This is a genomic window from Neisseria sp. HMSC058F07 (assembly GCF_001810035.1).
GTDB classification, from domain to species: domain Bacteria; phylum Pseudomonadota; class Gammaproteobacteria; order Burkholderiales; family Neisseriaceae; genus Neisseria; species Neisseria perflava.
This window is the reverse complement of sequence record NZ_KV799674.1, coordinates 289,436-306,892: the sequence shown is the minus strand read 5'-3', so window position 1 is coordinate 306,892 and position 17,457 is coordinate 289,436. Positions and strand designations below refer to the sequence as shown.

General features: G+C 52.8%; 23 protein-coding genes, 1 tRNA gene and 1 pseudogene. 14 read left to right on the top strand and 11 right to left on the bottom strand.

Going from position 1 to position 17,457, the window contains the following annotated elements; translation table 11 throughout:
* Window positions 1-95: 95 nt before the first annotated feature.
* A complete protein-coding gene (coaD, locus tag HMPREF2696_RS04830) occupies window positions 96-608 on the top strand; it encodes a pantetheine-phosphate adenylyltransferase (RefSeq protein ID WP_039861918.1) in 513 nt (170 codons plus the stop codon).
* 47 nt (window positions 609-655) lie between these two features.
* Here coaD and HMPREF2696_RS04825 read toward each other — a convergent pair whose 3' ends face one another.
* Window positions 656-1,216: a hypothetical protein gene (locus HMPREF2696_RS04825; RefSeq protein WP_039861919.1), complete on the bottom strand. Its 561-nt coding sequence runs from the start codon at window positions 1,214-1,216 to the stop codon at window positions 656-658.
* Between the two features lie 204 nt (window positions 1,217-1,420).
* On the opposite strand from HMPREF2696_RS04825, the gene HMPREF2696_RS04820 reads away from it, so the two are divergent.
* The 9 genes from HMPREF2696_RS04820 to HMPREF2696_RS04780 all read left to right on the top strand — a co-directional run bounded on the left by HMPREF2696_RS04820 (window position 1,421) and on the right by HMPREF2696_RS04780 (window position 7,296).
* Window positions 1,421-1,496, top strand: a tRNA-Phe gene (locus HMPREF2696_RS04820).
* Window positions 1,497-1,804: 308 nt separating this feature from the next.
* On the top strand, window positions 1,805-2,713 hold the full coding sequence (locus tag HMPREF2696_RS04815) for a hypothetical protein (protein WP_004518954.1): 909 nt from the start codon (window positions 1,805-1,807) through the stop codon (window positions 2,711-2,713).
* 34 nt (window positions 2,714-2,747) lie between these two features.
* Window positions 2,748-2,993, top strand: a complete 246-nt coding sequence (locus HMPREF2696_RS04810) for a GNAT family N-acetyltransferase (protein ID WP_049336668.1) — start codon at window positions 2,748-2,750, stop codon at window positions 2,991-2,993.
* A 19-nt stretch (window positions 2,994-3,012) separates the two neighbouring features.
* Window positions 3,013-4,179: a beta-ketoacyl-ACP synthase III gene (locus HMPREF2696_RS04805; protein WP_049336655.1), complete on the top strand. Its 1,167-nt coding sequence runs from the start codon at window positions 3,013-3,015 to the stop codon at window positions 4,177-4,179.
* Window positions 4,180-4,575, top strand: a complete 396-nt coding sequence (locus HMPREF2696_RS04800) for a DarG family dialkylresorcinol biosynthesis protein (protein ID WP_004518957.1) — start codon at window positions 4,180-4,182, stop codon at window positions 4,573-4,575.
* Window positions 4,576-4,583: 8 nt separating this feature from the next.
* On the top strand, window positions 4,584-5,258 hold the full coding sequence (locus HMPREF2696_RS04795; protein WP_004518958.1) for a glutathione S-transferase family protein: 675 nt from the start codon (window positions 4,584-4,586) through the stop codon (window positions 5,256-5,258).
* A gap of 162 nt (window positions 5,259-5,420) precedes the next feature.
* The gene (tsaB, locus tag HMPREF2696_RS04790; RefSeq protein ID WP_039861921.1) at window positions 5,421-6,095 is read left to right on the top strand and encodes a tRNA (adenosine(37)-N6)-threonylcarbamoyltransferase complex dimerization subunit type 1 TsaB; all 675 of its coding nucleotides are present in this window, start codon (window positions 5,421-5,423) and stop codon (window positions 6,093-6,095) included.
* Complete coding sequence (rimI, locus tag HMPREF2696_RS04785; protein ID WP_004518961.1) at window positions 6,092-6,535, top strand: ribosomal protein S18-alanine N-acetyltransferase; 444 nt, start codon at window positions 6,092-6,094, stop codon at window positions 6,533-6,535. The genes tsaB and rimI overlap by 4 nt, the downstream gene beginning before the upstream one ends.
* Window positions 6,529-7,296: a uracil-DNA glycosylase family protein gene (locus tag HMPREF2696_RS04780; RefSeq protein WP_004518962.1), complete on the top strand. Its 768-nt coding sequence runs from the start codon at window positions 6,529-6,531 to the stop codon at window positions 7,294-7,296. Before rimI ends, HMPREF2696_RS04780 begins: the two co-directional genes overlap by 7 nt.
* Window positions 7,297-7,367: 71 nt before the next feature.
* Here the strand turns inward: HMPREF2696_RS04780 and HMPREF2696_RS04775 are convergent, their stop codons facing one another.
* The 4 genes from HMPREF2696_RS04775 to thiE are packed head-to-tail and all read right to left on the bottom strand — an operon-like array spanning window position 7,368 to window position 9,416.
* Window positions 7,368-8,156: a thiazole synthase gene (locus HMPREF2696_RS04775; RefSeq protein ID WP_004518963.1), complete on the bottom strand. Its 789-nt coding sequence runs from the start codon at window positions 8,154-8,156 to the stop codon at window positions 7,368-7,370.
* 54 nt (window positions 8,157-8,210) lie between these two features.
* Window positions 8,211-8,504, bottom strand: coding sequence for a YciI family protein (locus tag HMPREF2696_RS04770; RefSeq protein ID WP_039861865.1), 294 nt, complete (start codon window positions 8,502-8,504; stop codon window positions 8,211-8,213).
* A gap of 58 nt (window positions 8,505-8,562) precedes the next feature.
* A complete protein-coding gene (gene thiS, locus HMPREF2696_RS04765) occupies window positions 8,563-8,757 on the bottom strand; it encodes a sulfur carrier protein ThiS (RefSeq protein WP_004518965.1) in 195 nt (64 codons plus the stop codon).
* Between the two features lie 41 nt (window positions 8,758-8,798).
* The gene (gene thiE, locus HMPREF2696_RS04760; RefSeq protein ID WP_004518966.1) at window positions 8,799-9,416 is read right to left on the bottom strand and encodes a thiamine phosphate synthase; all 618 of its coding nucleotides are present in this window, start codon (window positions 9,414-9,416) and stop codon (window positions 8,799-8,801) included.
* A gap of 207 nt (window positions 9,417-9,623) precedes the next feature.
* Between thiE and HMPREF2696_RS04755 the strand changes: the two genes are divergently transcribed.
* On the top strand, window positions 9,624-10,007 hold the full coding sequence (locus HMPREF2696_RS04755) for a hypothetical protein (protein WP_004518967.1): 384 nt from the start codon (window positions 9,624-9,626) through the stop codon (window positions 10,005-10,007).
* Window positions 10,008-10,027: 20 nt separating this feature from the next.
* Here the strand turns inward: HMPREF2696_RS04755 and HMPREF2696_RS04750 are convergent.
* Window positions 10,028-10,557: pseudogene (locus HMPREF2696_RS04750) on the bottom strand (IS1595 family transposase); the annotation flags it as partial.
* Between the two features lie 218 nt (window positions 10,558-10,775).
* Here HMPREF2696_RS04750 and HMPREF2696_RS04745 point away from each other — a divergent pair.
* Window positions 10,776-11,042, top strand: a complete 267-nt coding sequence (locus HMPREF2696_RS04745; RefSeq protein ID WP_004518970.1) for a SemiSWEET family transporter — start codon at window positions 10,776-10,778, stop codon at window positions 11,040-11,042.
* A gap of 149 nt (window positions 11,043-11,191) precedes the next feature.
* Here the strand turns inward: HMPREF2696_RS04745 and mgtE are convergent, their stop codons facing one another.
* Together mgtE and HMPREF2696_RS04735 are read right to left on the bottom strand one after the other, a co-directional pair.
* On the bottom strand, window positions 11,192-12,664 hold the full coding sequence (mgtE, locus tag HMPREF2696_RS04740) for a magnesium transporter (RefSeq protein ID WP_004518972.1): 1,473 nt from the start codon (window positions 12,662-12,664) through the stop codon (window positions 11,192-11,194).
* 245 nt (window positions 12,665-12,909) lie between these two features.
* Window positions 12,910-13,803, bottom strand: a complete 894-nt coding sequence (locus HMPREF2696_RS04735; RefSeq protein ID WP_004518973.1) for a LysR family transcriptional regulator — start codon at window positions 13,801-13,803, stop codon at window positions 12,910-12,912.
* Window positions 13,804-13,817: 14 nt separating this feature from the next.
* Between HMPREF2696_RS04735 and HMPREF2696_RS04730 the strand changes: the two genes are divergently transcribed.
* Window positions 13,818-14,291: a CidA/LrgA family protein gene (locus HMPREF2696_RS04730; RefSeq protein WP_004518974.1), complete on the top strand. Its 474-nt coding sequence runs from the start codon at window positions 13,818-13,820 to the stop codon at window positions 14,289-14,291.
* A gap of 15 nt (window positions 14,292-14,306) precedes the next feature.
* The gene (locus HMPREF2696_RS04725; RefSeq protein WP_039861867.1) at window positions 14,307-15,002 is read left to right on the top strand and encodes an LrgB family protein; all 696 of its coding nucleotides are present in this window, start codon (window positions 14,307-14,309) and stop codon (window positions 15,000-15,002) included.
* A gap of 80 nt (window positions 15,003-15,082) precedes the next feature.
* On the opposite strand, the gene HMPREF2696_RS04720 is transcribed toward HMPREF2696_RS04725, so the two are convergent.
* From HMPREF2696_RS04720 to HMPREF2696_RS04715, 3 genes are all read right to left on the bottom strand, one after another.
* Entirely contained in the window at window positions 15,083-15,460 is a 378-nt protein-coding gene (locus HMPREF2696_RS04720; RefSeq protein WP_004518977.1) for a hypothetical protein, read from the bottom strand.
* Window positions 15,461-15,768: 308 nt separating this feature from the next.
* Window positions 15,769-15,861: a methionine/alanine import family NSS transporter small subunit gene (locus tag HMPREF2696_RS11225; protein ID WP_036472778.1), complete on the bottom strand. Its 93-nt coding sequence runs from the start codon at window positions 15,859-15,861 to the stop codon at window positions 15,769-15,771.
* Window positions 15,861-17,396 carry a sodium-dependent transporter gene (locus HMPREF2696_RS04715; RefSeq protein ID WP_083296577.1) on the bottom strand — a complete coding sequence of 512 codons (1,536 nt, stop codon included), beginning with the start codon at window positions 17,394-17,396 and terminating at the stop codon, window positions 15,861-15,863. Before HMPREF2696_RS04715 ends, HMPREF2696_RS11225 begins: the two co-directional genes overlap by 1 nt.
* Window positions 17,397-17,457: the final 61 nt, after the last annotated feature.

Below are 17,457 nucleotides of genomic sequence, written 5' to 3'. Positions count from 1 at the left end.
AGGCCGTCTGAAATTTCAGACGGCCTTTTTGATTTTTGACATCACCGGCAAACTCCCCTATCCTGAACGTACACAAACCCCATTCCCAACCCAAAATGACCACGACCACTCCGCGCCGTGCCGTGTACGCAGGCAGCTTCGACCCTCCCACCCTCGGCCACCTGTGGATGATACAGGAAGCCCAATCCCTCTTTGACGAACTCATCGTCGCCATCGGCACCAATCCCGAAAAGCGCAGCACCTACACCATAGAAGAACGCCGCGCCATGCTCGATGCCATTACCCACCCGTTCCCCAACGTCCGCATCAGCGTGTTTGAAAACCGCTTTTTGGTCGATTACGCCCGCGAAGCCAACGCCAATTTCATCGTCCGCGGCATCCGTTCCGCCGCCGACTACGAATACGAACGCTCGATGCGCTACATCAACAGCGACATCGCCCCCGAAATCTCCACCGTCTTCCTGATGCCGCCGCGCGAAATCGCCGAAGTATCCTCCACCATGGTCAAAGGCCTGGTCGGCCCCCAAGGCTGGCGCGACATGATAGGCCGCTACCTCCCCGAACCCGTCTATCAAAAAATCCTGCAAGACCACGAAACAAACACATAAAACAAAGGCCGTCCGAACATTTCAGACGGCCTTCCAAATTTCATTGATTATTGACGGGCAGACATCACCGCCTGCAGGTTTTGTTTTAACGTTTCCATGTCCAACCAACCGGCGTTAATAAACAACATCAAAATCACCGTACCCACGCACAACATGCCGATACCATACAACACATAACCCACTAAAACACGGCCTACCGTCGCATTCCCCATCCACATCAAACCGCGTACCTGCACCACAAACACCCAAGCCTGCCACAACAGCGCAAACGCAGCCAACGCCGGCACATACATCACCAGCAACAGCGGCAGCAACAAAGCCTCGGACACCAAAATAAAGCCCCACAAAGGCAGTCGGGGCGCACCGTAATAATGCAGCACCTTGCGCATCGAGCGGCTCAACACCAACCATTTCACCATCACCAAAATCACCGACAGGCACACCGCCGCCGCGCCACTGCCAAACAAAGGCGACATGCTGGCCGCGTTCACCACACCCAACAGCAGCAACACCGCCGCCATCACCAAAGGCGAATACAAATACGTCTCCGGCGAACGATAGCGCAAACGCAAAACATCCCACATATCACGAACAAACATATACAGCATGGCATAAATCCAAAGCAAAAAAGCCGATTGTATCTTAGGCCGTCTGAAAATCAAACCGGCAAACCCCAAAACCGCCAATTAAAACGAAAAATAATTCAATACAAAACAAAATCTTAATTTACCGCCTCAAAAATAAAGCCTGCAAACGCTTGCACAAGGCAACGAAATTTGGTTTAATTCACATCTCGCAACGAAACACGCGAAGGCCAGATAGCTCAGTTGGTAGAGCAACGGATTGAAAATCCGTGTGTCGGCGGTTCGATTCCGCCTCTGGCCACCACCAACCGCCTTGAAGCGGTTATTTTTTTATCTATACGATTTGCACGCCATACTTAGCGCAAATCCCATTCCAGACCATGCGTCCCGATTTCCACACAAGGCCGTCTGAAAATTTTCAGACGGCCGTTGTTCATGTTGGCATGGCATAAAAATCCGCTTTACCGCCCCATTCCGACAGAATACGGCGCTTCCATCCAAATCGGCTGAAACCTTCGCGAACATACTGAATATGAATAAAGTTCAAGGCCGGTCGGTTTACTATATAATACCGTCCAAACCAACCATAACTTACTCATTGCAGGGAAGATAATGAAAAAAGTGCTGATTGTGCATTACTCGCAAACGGGGCAGCTCTCCAGCCTGGCGCGAAATTTTGCCACGCCGTTGCAAACAGCCGGCATACAGGTCGATTGCGTCAATATCGTACCGGAGCAGGCGTTTCCGTTTCCGTGGCCGTTTTGGCGTTTTTTCGATACCTTTCCTGAAACCGTCCATTTAAAACCCGCCCCGATTCTGCCGCCGCACATTCCGTCCGAAAATTACGATGTGGTGGCCATTGCCTACACCGTTTGGTTCCTCTCCCCTTCGCAACCGATGACCGCCTTTTTGCAACGCGAAGAAACGCACCGCCTGCTGGACGGCAAACCGGTCATCACGCTTATCGGCTGCCGCAATATGTGGCTGGGCGCGCAAGAGAAAATGAAATCTTTGCTGAAACAAAACGGCGCCAAACTCATCGGCAACATCGTAAAAATCGATGCCTGCAACAGCGCGGCCAGTTTCATTACCACGCCCGCCTGGATGCTGACCGGCGACAAACGCTATTTCCGCTCCCTGCCCTCCGCCGGCATTGCTGAAGAAGAATTGGCGGATGCGGCGCGGTTTGGTGCGAAATTGCGCGATGCACTGTTAAACCAACAGCCTTTGGACGAAACCCTGTTTCAAAACATGGGCGCGGTGACAGTGAATGAAAAACTGATTTTCAGCGAACGCGCCGCCGGCCGCAGCTTCTTCGTCTGGGGCAAGCTTTTGATGGCGGCAGGCCGTATTTCTCCACTTTTGCGCCGTGCGCTGCTGTGCTTCTACATCGTCTTTTTATTGGCGATGATTTTGGTAGTTTTACCCGTCAGCGTAATTTTGAAAAAACTGCTGCATCCACTGCTCAAAGGCCGTCTGAAAAAGCTGGCGGACTATTATGCGCAACCGTCAGGCAGATAATACTTTTCAGACGGCCTCAAACCAGGAATCCATCATGCCCGAAGTTATCCACTACCCCGAACGCCGTCGCTTTCAAATCGACATTGACGGTTTGGAAGCAGGCTATATCAGCTATACCGAACACAACGGCGGCTGGGACGTAAACCATACCGAGGTTTCGCCCAACTTCCGTCATCGCGGCATTGCCAAACTGCTGGTGGACGCGCTGATGGAATACGCCGAAACACAACACATCCCGTTGACTGCAAGCTGCGACTACGCGGCGCGGTTTATCGGTTGATTATTTTGACAAACACATCATGACATCGAATAACACACTCAAAGACGTTTATCTCAACCGCGTTTCTGCCTTTTTGCCCAACGCCCCTGTCGGCAATGACGAAATGGAAGCCGTCCTCGGCATGGCAGGCGATGTGCCTTCACGCGTGCGCCGTATGATTTTGCGCTCCAACGGCATTTTGTCGCGCCATTACGCCATCGACCCCGAAAGCCGCCGCACGACGCACACCAATGCCGAATTGGCCGCCGAAGCGGTCAACGGCCTGTTTGCCCAAGGCGTTGCGGCAGAAGCCATCGGCAGCCTGGCCTGCGCCACTTCCTATCCCGACCAAACCATGCCCGGACACGGCGTAATGGTGCATGGTTTGCTGGATATGCCGCCTTGCGAAGTGTTCAGCATGGCAGGCGTATGCGCGGCAGGTATGGCGGCGATGAAACACGCCTACAACGCCGTACGCACCGGCGAACACGCACATGCGGTTTCCGTTGCTTCCGAAAACGCTTCGGCGGTCATGCGCGGCGAAGTGTTCCAAAGTGAAACCGACCATAAAAAACTGGAAAACGCGTCCCCCGAAATCGGGTTTGAAAAAGACTTTTTGCGCTGGATGCTGTCTGACGGCGCAGGCGCGGTGTATCTGTCCGACCGCCCCAATTCAGACGGCCTCAGCCTGAAAATCCGCTGGATAGACCTGCTTTCCTACGCCAACGAAATGCCACCTTGTATGTATGCCGGCGCAGAATTCCGCGACGGCGTATTTGAAGGCTGGAAACACGCCGATGCCGATTACGGCCGCCGCCACAGCCTGATGGCGGTCAAACAGGACGTCAAACTGTTGAACGAAAACATCGTCCGCTATACGGTGGAAAAACCCCTCTCCCAAATCGCCGCCAAACACGGCATCCGCGCCGAAGAAATCGATTGGTTCCTGCCCCACTACTCTTCCGGCTTTTTCCGCGACCGCCTTTCAGACGGCCTGAAAAATATCGGCTTCGACATTCCGCAGGGAAAATGGTTTACCAATCTGCATAGCAAGGGCAACACGGGTTCGGCCTCGATTTACATCATCCTTGAAGAATTTATGCGCACTTTCCCCATCGAACACGGCCAAAAAATCCTGTGTTACGTTCCGGAAAGCGGACGCTTTTCAACATGTTTCATGCTTTTGGAAGCAGTAAAGGCCGTCTGAATGAAGATTGACGACATCCCTCAAGACAACAGCGCCAGCTACCACGGCCACCGCAAAGTCATCTACGGCACCCGCGACGGCCACTACGAAGCGGCCACCAGCAACGGTTGGCAGGATGAAGCCTACGCCACCGAAATGGCAGTGTGTGAACTCGATGCCCAAACACAGGCCGCGCGCGAAGCCGTCGAAAAAGGCGAGTATTCTCCGCTGTACTACCATATGTTCCGCTGCCGTTATGATGAAACCGGCTTGGCCATGGCGGCAGGTGTATGGAAATGGCAGCTTCGTCGGCATTTCCGCCCCGAAGTATTCGCCAAACTACCGGCCAAAACCCTGCAAAAATACGCCGATGCCTGCCAAATCAGCATAGACAACCTCAAACAAACCGATATTTAAAGTCCCTCATGATTACCCTACATTCTCTCGAGCAATCCCGCGCCCTGCGCATTGTTTGGCTGCTTGAAATCCTCGGTACGCCCTACCGCCTGCAAACCTACTGCCGTCATCCTGACACTTTGCTCGCCCCTGACGAACTCAAAGCCATCCATCCCTTGGGCAAATCGCCTTTATTGGATGATGACGGCTTTATCTTGGCGGAAAGCGGCGCGATTACTGACTACCTGATTCAAACCTACGGCAACGGTCGTCTGATGCCCGAACGCGGCAGCCGCGAATACTGGCAATATCAACGCTGGCTGCATTATGCCGAAGGTTCGCTGATGCCGTTATTGCTGCTCGGACTGGTGTTCCGCCGGATTGAAAGCGCGCCCATGCCGTTTTTCGTCAAACCGATTGCCCGCAAAATCAGCAGTAGCGTCAAAAGCAGCTTTATCCATCCGCAAGCCGCCCTGCATCTTGCCCACATCAACAGCGAGTTGGAAAACCGCGAATGGTTGGTCGGCAACAGCCTTAGCGGTGCCGACATCATGATGAGCTATCCGCTGCAAGCCGCGGCCGACCGCTTCGATTTTGCCGACTACCCCAATATCCGTGCCTATTTGCAGCGCATCGAAGCGCATGAAGCCTACCGCCGCGCCGTTGAAAAAGCAGGTTCGCCTTTATTGAAACTCGACAAATAAAACAAGGCCGTCTGAAACGTTTTCAAACGGCCTGAAACCTTGGTTCACTTATCGAATAGCTTTGCGGCAAACGGCGTTTTTACCCAAGCGCCGCCCGAATGCTTTGTTCCCCCTCGCCGTTCCACTATAATGGCAATCCATATCCTTCTAAAAAATAACATCATGCCAACCGACAACCGCCCGACTCTTGCTATCGACACCAGCACATCCTTTTTGTCCATCGCATTGGAACATCAAGGCGAAATCCGCCTGTTTCATGAAAACGTCGGCACCAAGCAATCCGAACAAATCCTGCCGCAAATCGAGCGCCTCTTTAAAGAAGCAGGCATCACGGCCGCCGATTTGGGCTGCATCGTTTATGCACAGGGCCCCGGCGCATTTACCGGCCTGCGTATCGGCGCGGCGGTTGCACAAGGTTTGGCCACGCCGTTTGACACGCCCATGATCGGCATTCCCTGCCTCGATGCCGCCGCTTCGCTGTTGCCACCATCAAGCTGTGTACTGGCAGCCACAGATGCGCGTATGGGCGAAGTGTTCTACGCATGGTTTGATACGCAAAACCACGTCCGCTTGAGCGATTACACGGTTGGCAAAGCCTCCGCCATTGCCGCGCCCGAAGGCCAAACGCCTAGCGGCGGCATCGGTAATGCCTTTGCCCTCGCCGACAAACCGCCTTTTGACGGTCAAGCCGATATGCCGACCGCCGCCGACTATCTTAAACTTGCCCGCAGCGGCCGCTATATTGCTACTGACGCGGCACACGCCGAGTTGCTCTACGTCCGCAACAAAATTGCCCTGACCGCGCAAGAGCAAGCCCAACAAAAGGCCAAACCGTGAACCTGCGCCCAGCCGTACTTGCCGACTGCCCCACCCTTGCCGCCATCGACGCACAAGGCAATCCCTCGTCGTGGACGGCGCAACAGTTTGAGTCGGCGGTTCAACACCATCCCGACAGCGTTTGGCTCAGCCAGACCAACCACCAAATTACCGGCTTTATCGTGTGGCAAACCGTGTTTGACGAATCCGAGCTGCACCTGATTGCCGTTGCGCCAGAATACCGCCGACAAGGCATTGCATCCGCCCTGCTACAACACTGGCAAAACGCAGTGCAACAGCAAGACGCAACCCGATTGCTGCTCGAAGTCCGCGCAAGCAATGAAACCGCGCAACAGCTCTACCGCAAACACGGCTTCCAAACCTGCGGTCGCCGCAAAAACTACTACGCCCTGCCCGACGGTGGCAGCGAAGATGCCGTATTGATGGAGAAATCATGTTAAGCAGCCGCTATCTGCACCTGCACGAAGCCTTGGGCTTGGGCCCGATGTGGCTGAACCGAAACGCCAAAATCATCCATGCCGCGCCTCAAACCGCAACATCAGCCGCACCCGTCCGCCCCAAAACCATTGCTGCCGATACCGCGCAAACCGTGCGCACTTTATCCGCAGGTGCCCATCAGGCACGCACTGCCGCCATCGCTACTGCGCAAGCGGCCAAACCGGCTGTCCGCGCTCCCGAAGCAGCACCCAAAGCCATTGCCGAAACACCGACAAAAACAGAAAAAGCCGCGCATTCAGACAATCTGCCCCGCCTTGACGTAACCATCAGGCCGTCTGAAATCATGGTGGTCAGCATTTGCCCGTCCACCGAAGACAGCCTGCACGGTACACTGTTTAGCGGCGATGTCGGCACGCTTCTCGACAACATCCTCGCCGCCATCGGCCTCAAGCCCGAGCAGGCGCACAAAACCGCATGGGTCAAAACCGCGCCCGTATTCACTGCCCTGCCCGATGCCGAACACATCCGCTCCGAGCTTGCCGAAATGCAAAACGAGCTGACCGCTTCGCAAGCGCGCGCAGTATTGTTCCTCGGCAAAATCTTCGACAGCCCCGACATGATCGGGCTGATGAACGAATTGTGCGCAGAGCGGCCGCATTTCGTCATTCCCCACCCCGCCCGCCTGCTGATGCAGCCGCAACTCAAAGCGCAGGCATGGCAAATCTTAAAGCCATTGAAACAGCTTTTGGCCAAGGCCGTCTGAACATTCTGTTCAACCTGAAATCAGGTTTTTCACCAACAAAAAAGGGCGTGTTCGACACGCCCTAATGTTTTTCAATATTCCGCCGAATGCCAGAAAGGCTGACCCACCGTCGGCGTACTGGCGCGCGCTTTCTCACGCGCCTCCACAGGTTCCGCCTCATAAGCCAGACGGCCCGACTCGACCGCAAGCGCAAAAGCGCGTGCCATATTGACCGGATCGCCACTTCGGGAAACGGCGGTATTCAATAACACGCCGTCAAAACCCCATTCCATCACTTGCGCCGCCTGCGAAGGCAAACCCAACCCCGCATCGATAATCAACGGCGTGTTGGGCAGACGTTCGCGCAGGACTTTCAGCGCATAAGCATGAACCGTGCCCAGTCCCGTGCCAATCGGCGCCGCCCACGGCATCAACGCCTGACAGCCTGCGTCGAGCAGTCGGCGGCAGGCAATCAGGTCTTCGGTGCAATAAGGCAGTACTTTGAAGCCGTCTTTAATCAGGATTTCCGCCGCCTCGACCAGTTGGAACACGTCGGGCTGCAACGTGTCATCATCGCCGATAAGTTCGAGCTTAATCCAATCGGTATCAAACACTTCGCGCGCCATTTGCGCAGTGGTCACAGCTTCCTGTACGCTTTGACAGCCTGCGGTATTGGGCAACACAGGCACACCCATTTCTTCCAACAACGACCAAAAACCCTGCCCGTGCGCTTCGCCGCCGCTGCCGGCGCGGCGCAATGAAACGGTAATCATCGCCGGTTGCGCGATTTGAACAGACTGCTTGAGGATTTCCGGCGTCGGATAAGCAGCCGTACCGAGTAGCAGCCGTGAAGGGAAAGTTTCTCCATATAGGGTAAACATGATGGATTCCTTTGTAATATTATTTTTGGGGCGATAGCCTTCTGAAAAATCGGTTCAGATAGTTTCCAAATAGTTTTCAAGTCCTTCCGCGACCTTAGTCGGAATAAACTCGGTAATTGTGTATTTCGCTACGCCTTCTCGGTGAAATGGGTCTTCTGCAATTAACTTTTCCACCTGTTCCCTGCCTGATGCTTTCATCAGGATAATGCCGCCTGTCCGCGGCTGTTTGCGTCCAGACATCACAAATACACCTGCTTGATAATACCGTTCAAGATACGCAATATGCTCGGACAGGTAGGTTTCAACCGCAGCCAAGTCTTTAATATATTCCAACGATACGATAAACATTTCTTTTCCTTTTCTCAGCATTAAACCAATAGCGCAGCTATACACGCAGTAAAACCGCTTATCCGCCGACTACGGGGCGCACAATGTCCACTTTGTCGTTTTCGTTTAAAACCGTTTCCGCATACGCGCCTTTGGCGACAAACTGGGTATTGACGGCAACGGCAAACGGTTTCTGCGGCGCGGTTTGGGCGATAAGGTCGGCAACGGTTGTGCCGTTTAATGTGATGGCTTCATTGTTTAATATAATCTTCATAATGCTGCTCCTCTTGTCAGACTTCTTATTTTCAGACGGCCTTATTCATCCCACAAAGCCTGAAACGCTTTAACCACGGCTTCGGGATTTTCCGCTTCGGTAACGGCGCGGACGACGGCGAGGGAGGAAACGCCGGTGGCAAGTACATCTTCAGCGTTGTTCAAATCGATGCCGCCGATGGCGACGACGGGTATGCCGCGAGCCTGTTTCACATATTCGCGCAGTTTCTCCAAGCCTTGCGGGGCGGTGGGCATTTGTTTGGTCGTGGTCGGAAAAATCGCGCCGCTGGCGACGTAGCTAGGTTGTACGGACAAGGCGCGATCGAGTTCGGCAACAGAGTGCGTACTCAAGCCCAAGCGCAAACCGGCAGCTTCAATCGCGGCTAGGTCGGCAGTGTCCATGTCTTCCTGCCCGAGATGCACGCCGTATGCACCTGCGGCAATCGCTTCGCGCCAGTGGTCGTTGATGAAAAGCTGGGTTGCACTGTTTTGACAGGCTACGACGCAACGTTCGATTTCGCGTTTCAACTCGTCGCCATGCAGGATTTTACAGCGCAGTTGCACCGTGTCGGCACCTGCTTTGACCATGCGCTCGACCCAGTCAGCAGTGGGAACAACGGCGTAAAATTTCAGGGGAGATTTGAGTGGCGGGAAGGTCATAACGGCTCCGAAAGGAATAATTCGTTGTTATATTATCAGAAAAGGCCGTCTGAATAATATTTGTTTTCAGACGGCCTGATTGAAAAAATGAATATTGCCCTATTCGGCTTTGGCTTTATAAAAATATGAACATACTGATGGGTTATCAAAATGAGTGCCATATTGGCGCCCCACATTCGGAGACCCAACCCATGAAAAAAATTTCTCTTGTTAGCCGCCCTTCCCTTACTGTTTACCACTTATTCAAATGCCGCCACGCCTAAAGCGGAAGCTTCAAAACCAGCTTCGGCACACAAACAAACCAAGCAGCGTTTTTCCGGCAAAATCACCGGCTATCAAACCGCCGAGCATTTGTTCTCCGTACGCAAGGGCGACCGCCTGCGCATCAGTAAAACCGGCAGCCCTAACGCCTATTTCAACGTATGGGCACCCAAAGACGATGAAGCCGTATTTAACGGTTCGGCACAAGGCGATAAATTTGACGGTATCGCTACCCAATCGGGCAAATATAAAGTGCAGGTCTATATGATGCGCGCCCAAGCCCGCCGTAACACTACTGCCCATTACGCCGTAAACGTCATCAAAAACTAAGGGGCTGACGTAGATTAGCCCTAAATTCCACACCAATCTCGCAGGATTTTAAGCTGTTGAGACGGTGTGCCGAAGTTAAATCGAAATTCGCATTCTTTCAAGAACAACGGGAAAGATTTGCGATCGATTCCGTTGTATTTTCGCAAGACACGTTTTGCCTGATTCCAAAAATTCTCAATGCCGTTAATGTGGTTCTGACGGTCGGCAAATTCCTTGGAATGGTTGATGCGGTAATGGATAAAACCGCTCACGTCCAACTTATCATAGCTGCTCAGGCTATCCGTGTAAACAATGCTGTCCGGCATGATTTTCTTTTTGATGACAGGGAGTAACGTTTCAGACTTGGCATTATCCACCACAACGGTATAGACCCGTCCGTTGCGTTTCAGAATGCCGAAGACAACCACTTTTCCTGCCGCACCTCGACCACGTCTGCCTTTACGCTGTCCGCCGAAATAGCTTTCGTCCAGCTCGACAGAGCCCTCGAAAACCTCATCGGCAGCCAAGGCCAAATGATGGATGATGACATACATATTTTGCGGTAGAATAGAGTTATTTATCCTGCGACTAGGTAGAAGGCGCGGAAAGTCCGGCAGAACTGGTCAGCCTGATTGAAAGCGGCGACTACGAAGCCCTGCTTGCCGAAGATTCGGACGAACATGGCCAAGGCCACGAACATCATTGCGGCTGCGGCTGTTCCCTCGGCTGAGTCAGCCTGCCCATATTATCTACCGCCTCGATTTTCATATTAAAAGGAGACTTACCAGCATGATAAGCAAAGCAAAATTCAATACCGTTGTCGGCAGCATAGGAGCGGCAATAGGTATTTTCGTATTTGTCGCCTATATCCCCCAAATTATCGCCAATATGCAAGGGGCAAAGGCGCAGCCGTGGCAACCCCTGTTTGCAGCAGTATCCTGTCTGATTTGGGTTTTGTACGGTTGGAGCAAAGAACCCCGGAAAGACTGGATTCTGATTATACCCAACGCAGTCGGCGTGATATTGGGATTTCTGACTTTTCTGACTTCGCTTTAAACAAGGGGCTAATCTACGTCAGCCCCAAAACTAAACGCCCTCATGATGTAAAGCTTTAAAAAACAGCAAAGGCCGTCTGAAAATTGAAATTTCAGACGGCCTTTTAAACGGTTTGAAAAGGACGTATCGAACACGTCTTTTTTTTCCTATTACAACAGGAACATGGTTGCTAATCCCAAGAAAATCAGGAAGCCGCCGGAGTCGGTAACCGCGGTAATCAGCACCGAGCTGCCCAATGCCGGGTCGCGTCCGGCTTTGTCCATCATGACGGGAATGAGGACGCCGACGGTCGCGGCCAGCAAAAGGTTCAAGGTCATCGCGGCCACCATGACCAAACCGATGCCGATGTTGCCGTAGAGCAGCCATGAAATCACGCCCATTACCGTGCCCCAAATAATGCCGTTGACGAGGGCGACGCCGACTTCTTTTTTCAGCAGGCGGCCTGCCTGCGTACTGGTCATTTGTCCCATTGCCATGGCGCGGACGATCATGGTGATGGTTTGGTTGCCGGAGTTGCCGCCGATGCCGGCGACGATGGGCATCAGCGCAGCCAGTGCGACGATTTTCTCGATACTGCCTTCAAATGCGCCAATTACGCGGCTGGCGATAAAGGCGGTACACAGGTTGATGGCAAGCCACATCCAGCGGTTTTTCACCGAGTCCCAAATCGGGGCGAACAAGTCCTCTTCTTCTTGCAAACCGGCCATGTTAAACATGTCGGCTTCGGATTCTTCACGGATCACGTCCACCATTTCGTCAATGGTGATCCTGCCGATCAGCTTTTTGTTTTCATCGACAACCGGCGCGGTGACCAAGTCATAACGTTCAAACGCCTGTGCCGCTTCTTCCACGTCGTCTTCGGGACGGAAGCGCACGACATCGGTGGCCATCACGTCCGCCACCATGTCTTCGGGGTCGGCGACCAAGAGTTTGCGGATGGGCAGCACGCCTTGCAACACGTCGTTTTCATCAACCACGAAAATCTTGTCGGTATGGTCGGGCAGGCTGTCGAAACGGCGCAAGTAGCGCAACACGACTTCACACGCCACATCGGCGCGGATGCTGACCAATTCAAAGTCCATAATCGCGCCGACTTGGTTATCTTCGTAAGACATCGCCGCTTTGACCTGCTCGCGTTCTTCTTCATCACGCGTTTGCAGCGCTTCGTACACCACTTGGTGCGGCAGGTCGTCTGCCAGTTCTGCCAATTCGTCTGCGTCCAAATCATCGACGGCGGCCAACAGCTCGTCTTTGTCCATGGACTCGATCAGCGTTTCGCGTACGGCGTCGGATACTTCCAGCAAGACTTCGCCGTCGTCTTCAGGGGCGACCAAAAGCCAGACGATGTTACGCTCGCGCGGCGGCAGGGATTCCAAGACGGCGGCCACGTCGGCAGGGTGCAACTCGGCCAAGAGGACGGTCAGCTCGGTGAACTTGTCACGCAGGCTTTCGTCTTCAATCGGCACGCCTGCTTCGATTTGTTCAAAGGACGGCTCGAGGATTTCGCATAAGGCGTGGATGCGGTCGATATCGTCAGAGATGCGATCGTCAGAAATGCGGTCTTCCACCGCTTCATTGTCGGGGGTATGGTCGAGATTCGGAGGGGTTTGTTCGATGCTCATAAATGCTCCGCCCGCCGGACGCGGGGAGGCATTTCGGCGGGATGATTATGGTTGTTGTGTGTCTGATGGGAAGTTCAAAGGCGAACTGGGAAGGTCCATAATTCGAGCCTGCTGAGAGGCGCAGAGTTGTAAACGGTGCATATTCTACTCTTTTTTAGGCCGTTTTACCATTTTTAACGGGAAAGGCCGTCTGAAAGCGGGTGATAACGACACCCTTTTTTTTCAGACGGCCTGATGATTTGATTTTATTTGTTTCGCCTGCCGAACGCTTCCCTGACCACGTCCAACCAAGCCCTTAAGGCCGGCGTCGGGCGTTGGTGTTTCTTCCATGCCATGGTGAGCTGCCAGCGGATTTCGGGTTCGACCAAAGGAATGGCGGCAAAGACATCGGGATTGATTTTTCGGGCATAGTATTCGGGTAACAAGGCAATGCCCATATTGTGCGCCACCATGTCGGCGACCAAATTCCATTGTCCGGTACGGCAGACAACGTTGGGCGTAAAACCTTGATTGCGGCAGGCCGTCTGAATGGTTTCGTTGAGGGAAAAGCCTGCACCAAAAAGGATGAAGGGCTCGTGTTGCAGGCTTTTGAGCGTCAGCGCATCGTGTCTCGCCCGATTTTTCGGCATCAAGACCACCAGCGGATAGTCGCACAACGTGATGCTGTCGAAGTCTTCGTGAACCGGCGCGAGCAGCTGCCCGGCATCGAGTTCGTTGTTGCGCAGGGATTGCTCGATGGCGAGCGAACCTTGTTCCAAAAACGACAATTCTATGTCCGGCCATTTTTGGTGGAAATCAAACAGCGCATGACTGAGCAAATCGCTGCCGAACAAGGCCAAACCCAAACGCAGCGTCCCGCTTTTGACATGGCGGTAATCGTCAACGCGGGCCAGCAGCAAATCGCGTTCGTGTAAAAGGTTTAACGCATGGCGATAGACTTCTTCGCCGATTGCGGTCGGCTGCACCTGCCGCTTTTTGCGTCCGTTTTCTCTGCACAAAAGCGGCACGCCCAATTCTTCTTCCAAAGACTGGATGATTTTGCTGACCGTCGGCTGCGTCAAATTCAACGCGGAAGCCGTGGCCGAAAAACTTTGCAGGCGGATGAGTTCGGCAAAACAATGCAGGCTTTTGAAATCCATTATTCCTCTAAGGCATGATTATTCGTTTAATAATTCATATTATGCAGAAATTAGGTTTCTATAATCAAGCCTTTCATTCAACACACACCCATATCATGGATTCCCTCACCAGATTTTTTCAGACGGCCTTGCAGCTTGCCATCATCGGCGCAGTATGGGGCGTCTCCGACCTTATCGTCCGCTTCACGCATCTGCCTGTTTCTTCAGGCGTATTGGGCTTGTTCCTCATGCTCGCCCTTTTAGGGCTCGGCATCATCCGCCCGGGCATGGTTGATCGCGGCGCAAAATGGGCATTGGGCGAACTCGTCTTTTTCTTCATCCCCATCATGGTTTCCGTCTTGCAATATCAAGACCTGCTGATGTCCGAAGGTTGGCAGCTGATTTTGACCATCGCCGTCGGCACCGCGCTCGTGATGATCAGCACCGCCCTGACTCTCGATTTCTGCTACCGCTGGAAACGCCGCCTCTACAAAAAACTCCACTCCTAAAAATAGAGAATAAAAATGGACTACACTGCCCTCGCCTGCTTCATCTGGACTTGCTTTGCCTATGTCGTTGCCAAAAAAATCCACCGCAAAAAACCCTTAATGATTTTCTCCCCCGTCGTTACCGTCTCCGTCAGCACCATCCTCCTGCTGCTGGCATTCGGCGTCAATTACGACACCTACCACAAATATACCCAAGGCATCGTCTTCCTGCTCACTCCGGTTACCGTTGCCTTTGCCGTCCCCATTTATGAAAACCGCGAAGTCATCCGCCGCCAGCTGCCCATCCTCTCCATCGCCATTATGGTGGGCATGTTTGTCGGCGTAGTCAGCGCATTCCTCATGAGCCATATGTTCCACTTCAACAACGAAGTAACCAACAGCCTAATGGCGCGCTCCATCTCCACGCCGTTTGCCGTCGTCCTCGCCAGCGAAATCCACGGTTCAGCCTCGCTCGTTTCCCTGTTCACCATCATCACTGGCTTTGTCGGCATGATATTCGGCGACCTGTTTTTAGCCTTCACCCGTATCCGCTTCCGTACCGCCAACGGCGTGGCATTCGGCAATGCCGCCCACGGCTTCGGCACATCGCGCGCCGGACAACGCCATGAAACTGAAGGCGTAATGGCCAGCCTGACCATGATTTTGGCCGGACTGTTTATGGTATTGTTTGGCCCAACCATGGTGCATTTGGTAATTTGGATGATGAGTTAGGCTTCGTCCCGATGACCATACACAAAAAGGCCGTCTGAAACACATATCGGTTTCAGACGGCCTTTTATATTATGGAACGATTACAGTTTGAAAATAGAAGCCTCTGCTAAATCATGAATGGTATCCAACGCAGATGAACCTGTACCATTGTTTGAATAGGTCGCATTGTCTGAGGAAAGACCAGCAGAAGAATCAAGAGGATCAGCCTCACCAAACTCACGGCTCAAAAGCTCATCTCCATCGAAAGCTTTGGATTCCAATATCGGCTTCGCGGCCGGCTGTGCAGGCTCAAAACCTTCCCACTCACGCGGATCAAGGCGGATGATATGATCATCGTCATAGCCATCATTAGGCCCTTTGCCTTCTCCTGAAAAAGTACCGTCCCACTCGCGCGGATCGAGGCGGATAACAAAATCTTCAGAATCACTTTCTTTACTTGGTTGATGTACTTTAGCCATGAAATTCTCCTTAACAAATAAACGGATACTGTACCTAATGCCTCATAAAAGGCATTGCGGACTCTATTCTAGAACAAAGAAAACAGCGGGCAAAGATTGAAGGGAACAACGGTTTATTAACACGATAATCGTATTTAAATCTTTTTAAAACAAATAGATATAATTTATACATCATACCCGGTCATCCATTATTAAAAATCTCGCACATGCCGTCCACCAAGATGATTCCCCCTCTTCCGTCCCTTGCTATGTAACAAAAAGGCCGTCTGAAAAATGACTTTCAGACGGCCTTTTCATTTGCTCAAACCTTATTCTTTAGGCAGGCGCAGGACGGAGACGATGAATCCGCCCCAAATGACGATCAATGCGACAAGCATCATAATAATGGCTGAAGTACTCATTATTCGTCTCCTTCACGTTCGTGTTCATGTTCGTCTTTGACGTTGAAGCCCTGACCGTGTTCCCACGGCAAGAATGACAGCAAGACCGACAATACGAGGATGGCGCCCACCATGCCCCAACCAAAGATATTGAGGAAGCTGTCAGGATAGCCGCTGTAATTCTCTTTTAGGAGGCCGGCAGTATCCTGATAAAGCATATAGCCGAGCATGGCGACGGTAACCACCACGCTGGCTGTCCACACTTTGCCGACACGGATGGAAGACAGCGCGTTCAAGTGGTTACGCAGTTCCGGCAGCTTGTTCAACAAGACAATCGCCAAAACGTAAACAAAACCGGAAGCCACAATGCCATAAGTATTGATGAATTTGTCCAATACGTCCAACACAGGCAGGCCGGTGGTCGTACCGAACAGCAAGGTGGAAATAATCGCCATGGGAACGCCAGCAATCAACGTTGCGCTGACACGTCCGATGTTCATTTTGTCTTGAATTGCAGCCACAATTACTTCAACGATGGAAATCATAGAAGTTACACCGGCAAACACCAGCGAGCCGAAGAACAACACGCCGATCAACGCGCCCATCGGCGCTTGGTTGATGATGGTCGGGAACGCGATAAACGCCAAGCCGATACCGTTGGATGCCACTTCGCTGACTTCTTTGCCTGCGGCTTGAGCCATAAAGCCCAATGCGGCAAATACGCCGATACCGGCGAGCAACTCAAAGCTGCTGTTGGCAAAGCCGACAACCAAGCCGGTGCCGCCCAAGTCGGTTTTTTTCTTCAGGTAAGAAGAATAAGTAATCATGATGCCGAAGCAGATGGAGAGCGAGAAGAAGATCTGACCATATGCGGCTACCCAGACTTTCGGATCCGCCAAGCGGCTCCAGTCAGGCGTAAACAAAGCGTCCAAACCTTTTGCCGCACCCGGCAGAGTCAGCGCAATGCCCACCATGATGACAAACATTACCACCAACAAAGGCATGAAGAATGTGGACGCACCGGCCACACCTTTTTGCACGCCCAAAGCCATAATCGCCAGCGTAAATACCCACACGGCAATCAACGGACCGGCAACTTTGCCGACAAAATCCAAGCCCAAGTCTTTGGCATCGGCCATTTGCAGGAAGTCTTTGAAGAAGAAGGTCTGCGGATCCGTACCCCATGCCGAAGTCAAAGAATAATAGGCATAGCTTGCCGCCCAGCCGACAATCACGGCGTAGTAGATACAGATGATGACGTTGGTCAGAAAGTTCCACCAACCCACCGGCTCAAACCAACGGCCGAGGCGGCGGAAGGCCAAAGGAGGCGAACCGCGGTAACGGTGGCCGATGGCATAGTCGAGCAGCAACAGTGGAATACCCGCCGTCAACAGCGCAACCAAATAAGGGAGGACGAAAGCACCGCCGCCGTTGTCGAAGGCGATGTAAGGGAAACGCCAAATGTTGCCTAAGCCCACGGCCGAGCCGATGGCGGCAAACATAAAGGCACGGCGACTGCTAAACGTCGCGCGTTCGCTGGATTGAGAATTTGACACGATGAACCTCTTAAAAATCGAGTGTCGTCAAGGCCTCCCGGCCTTGCGCGTATATATTTAG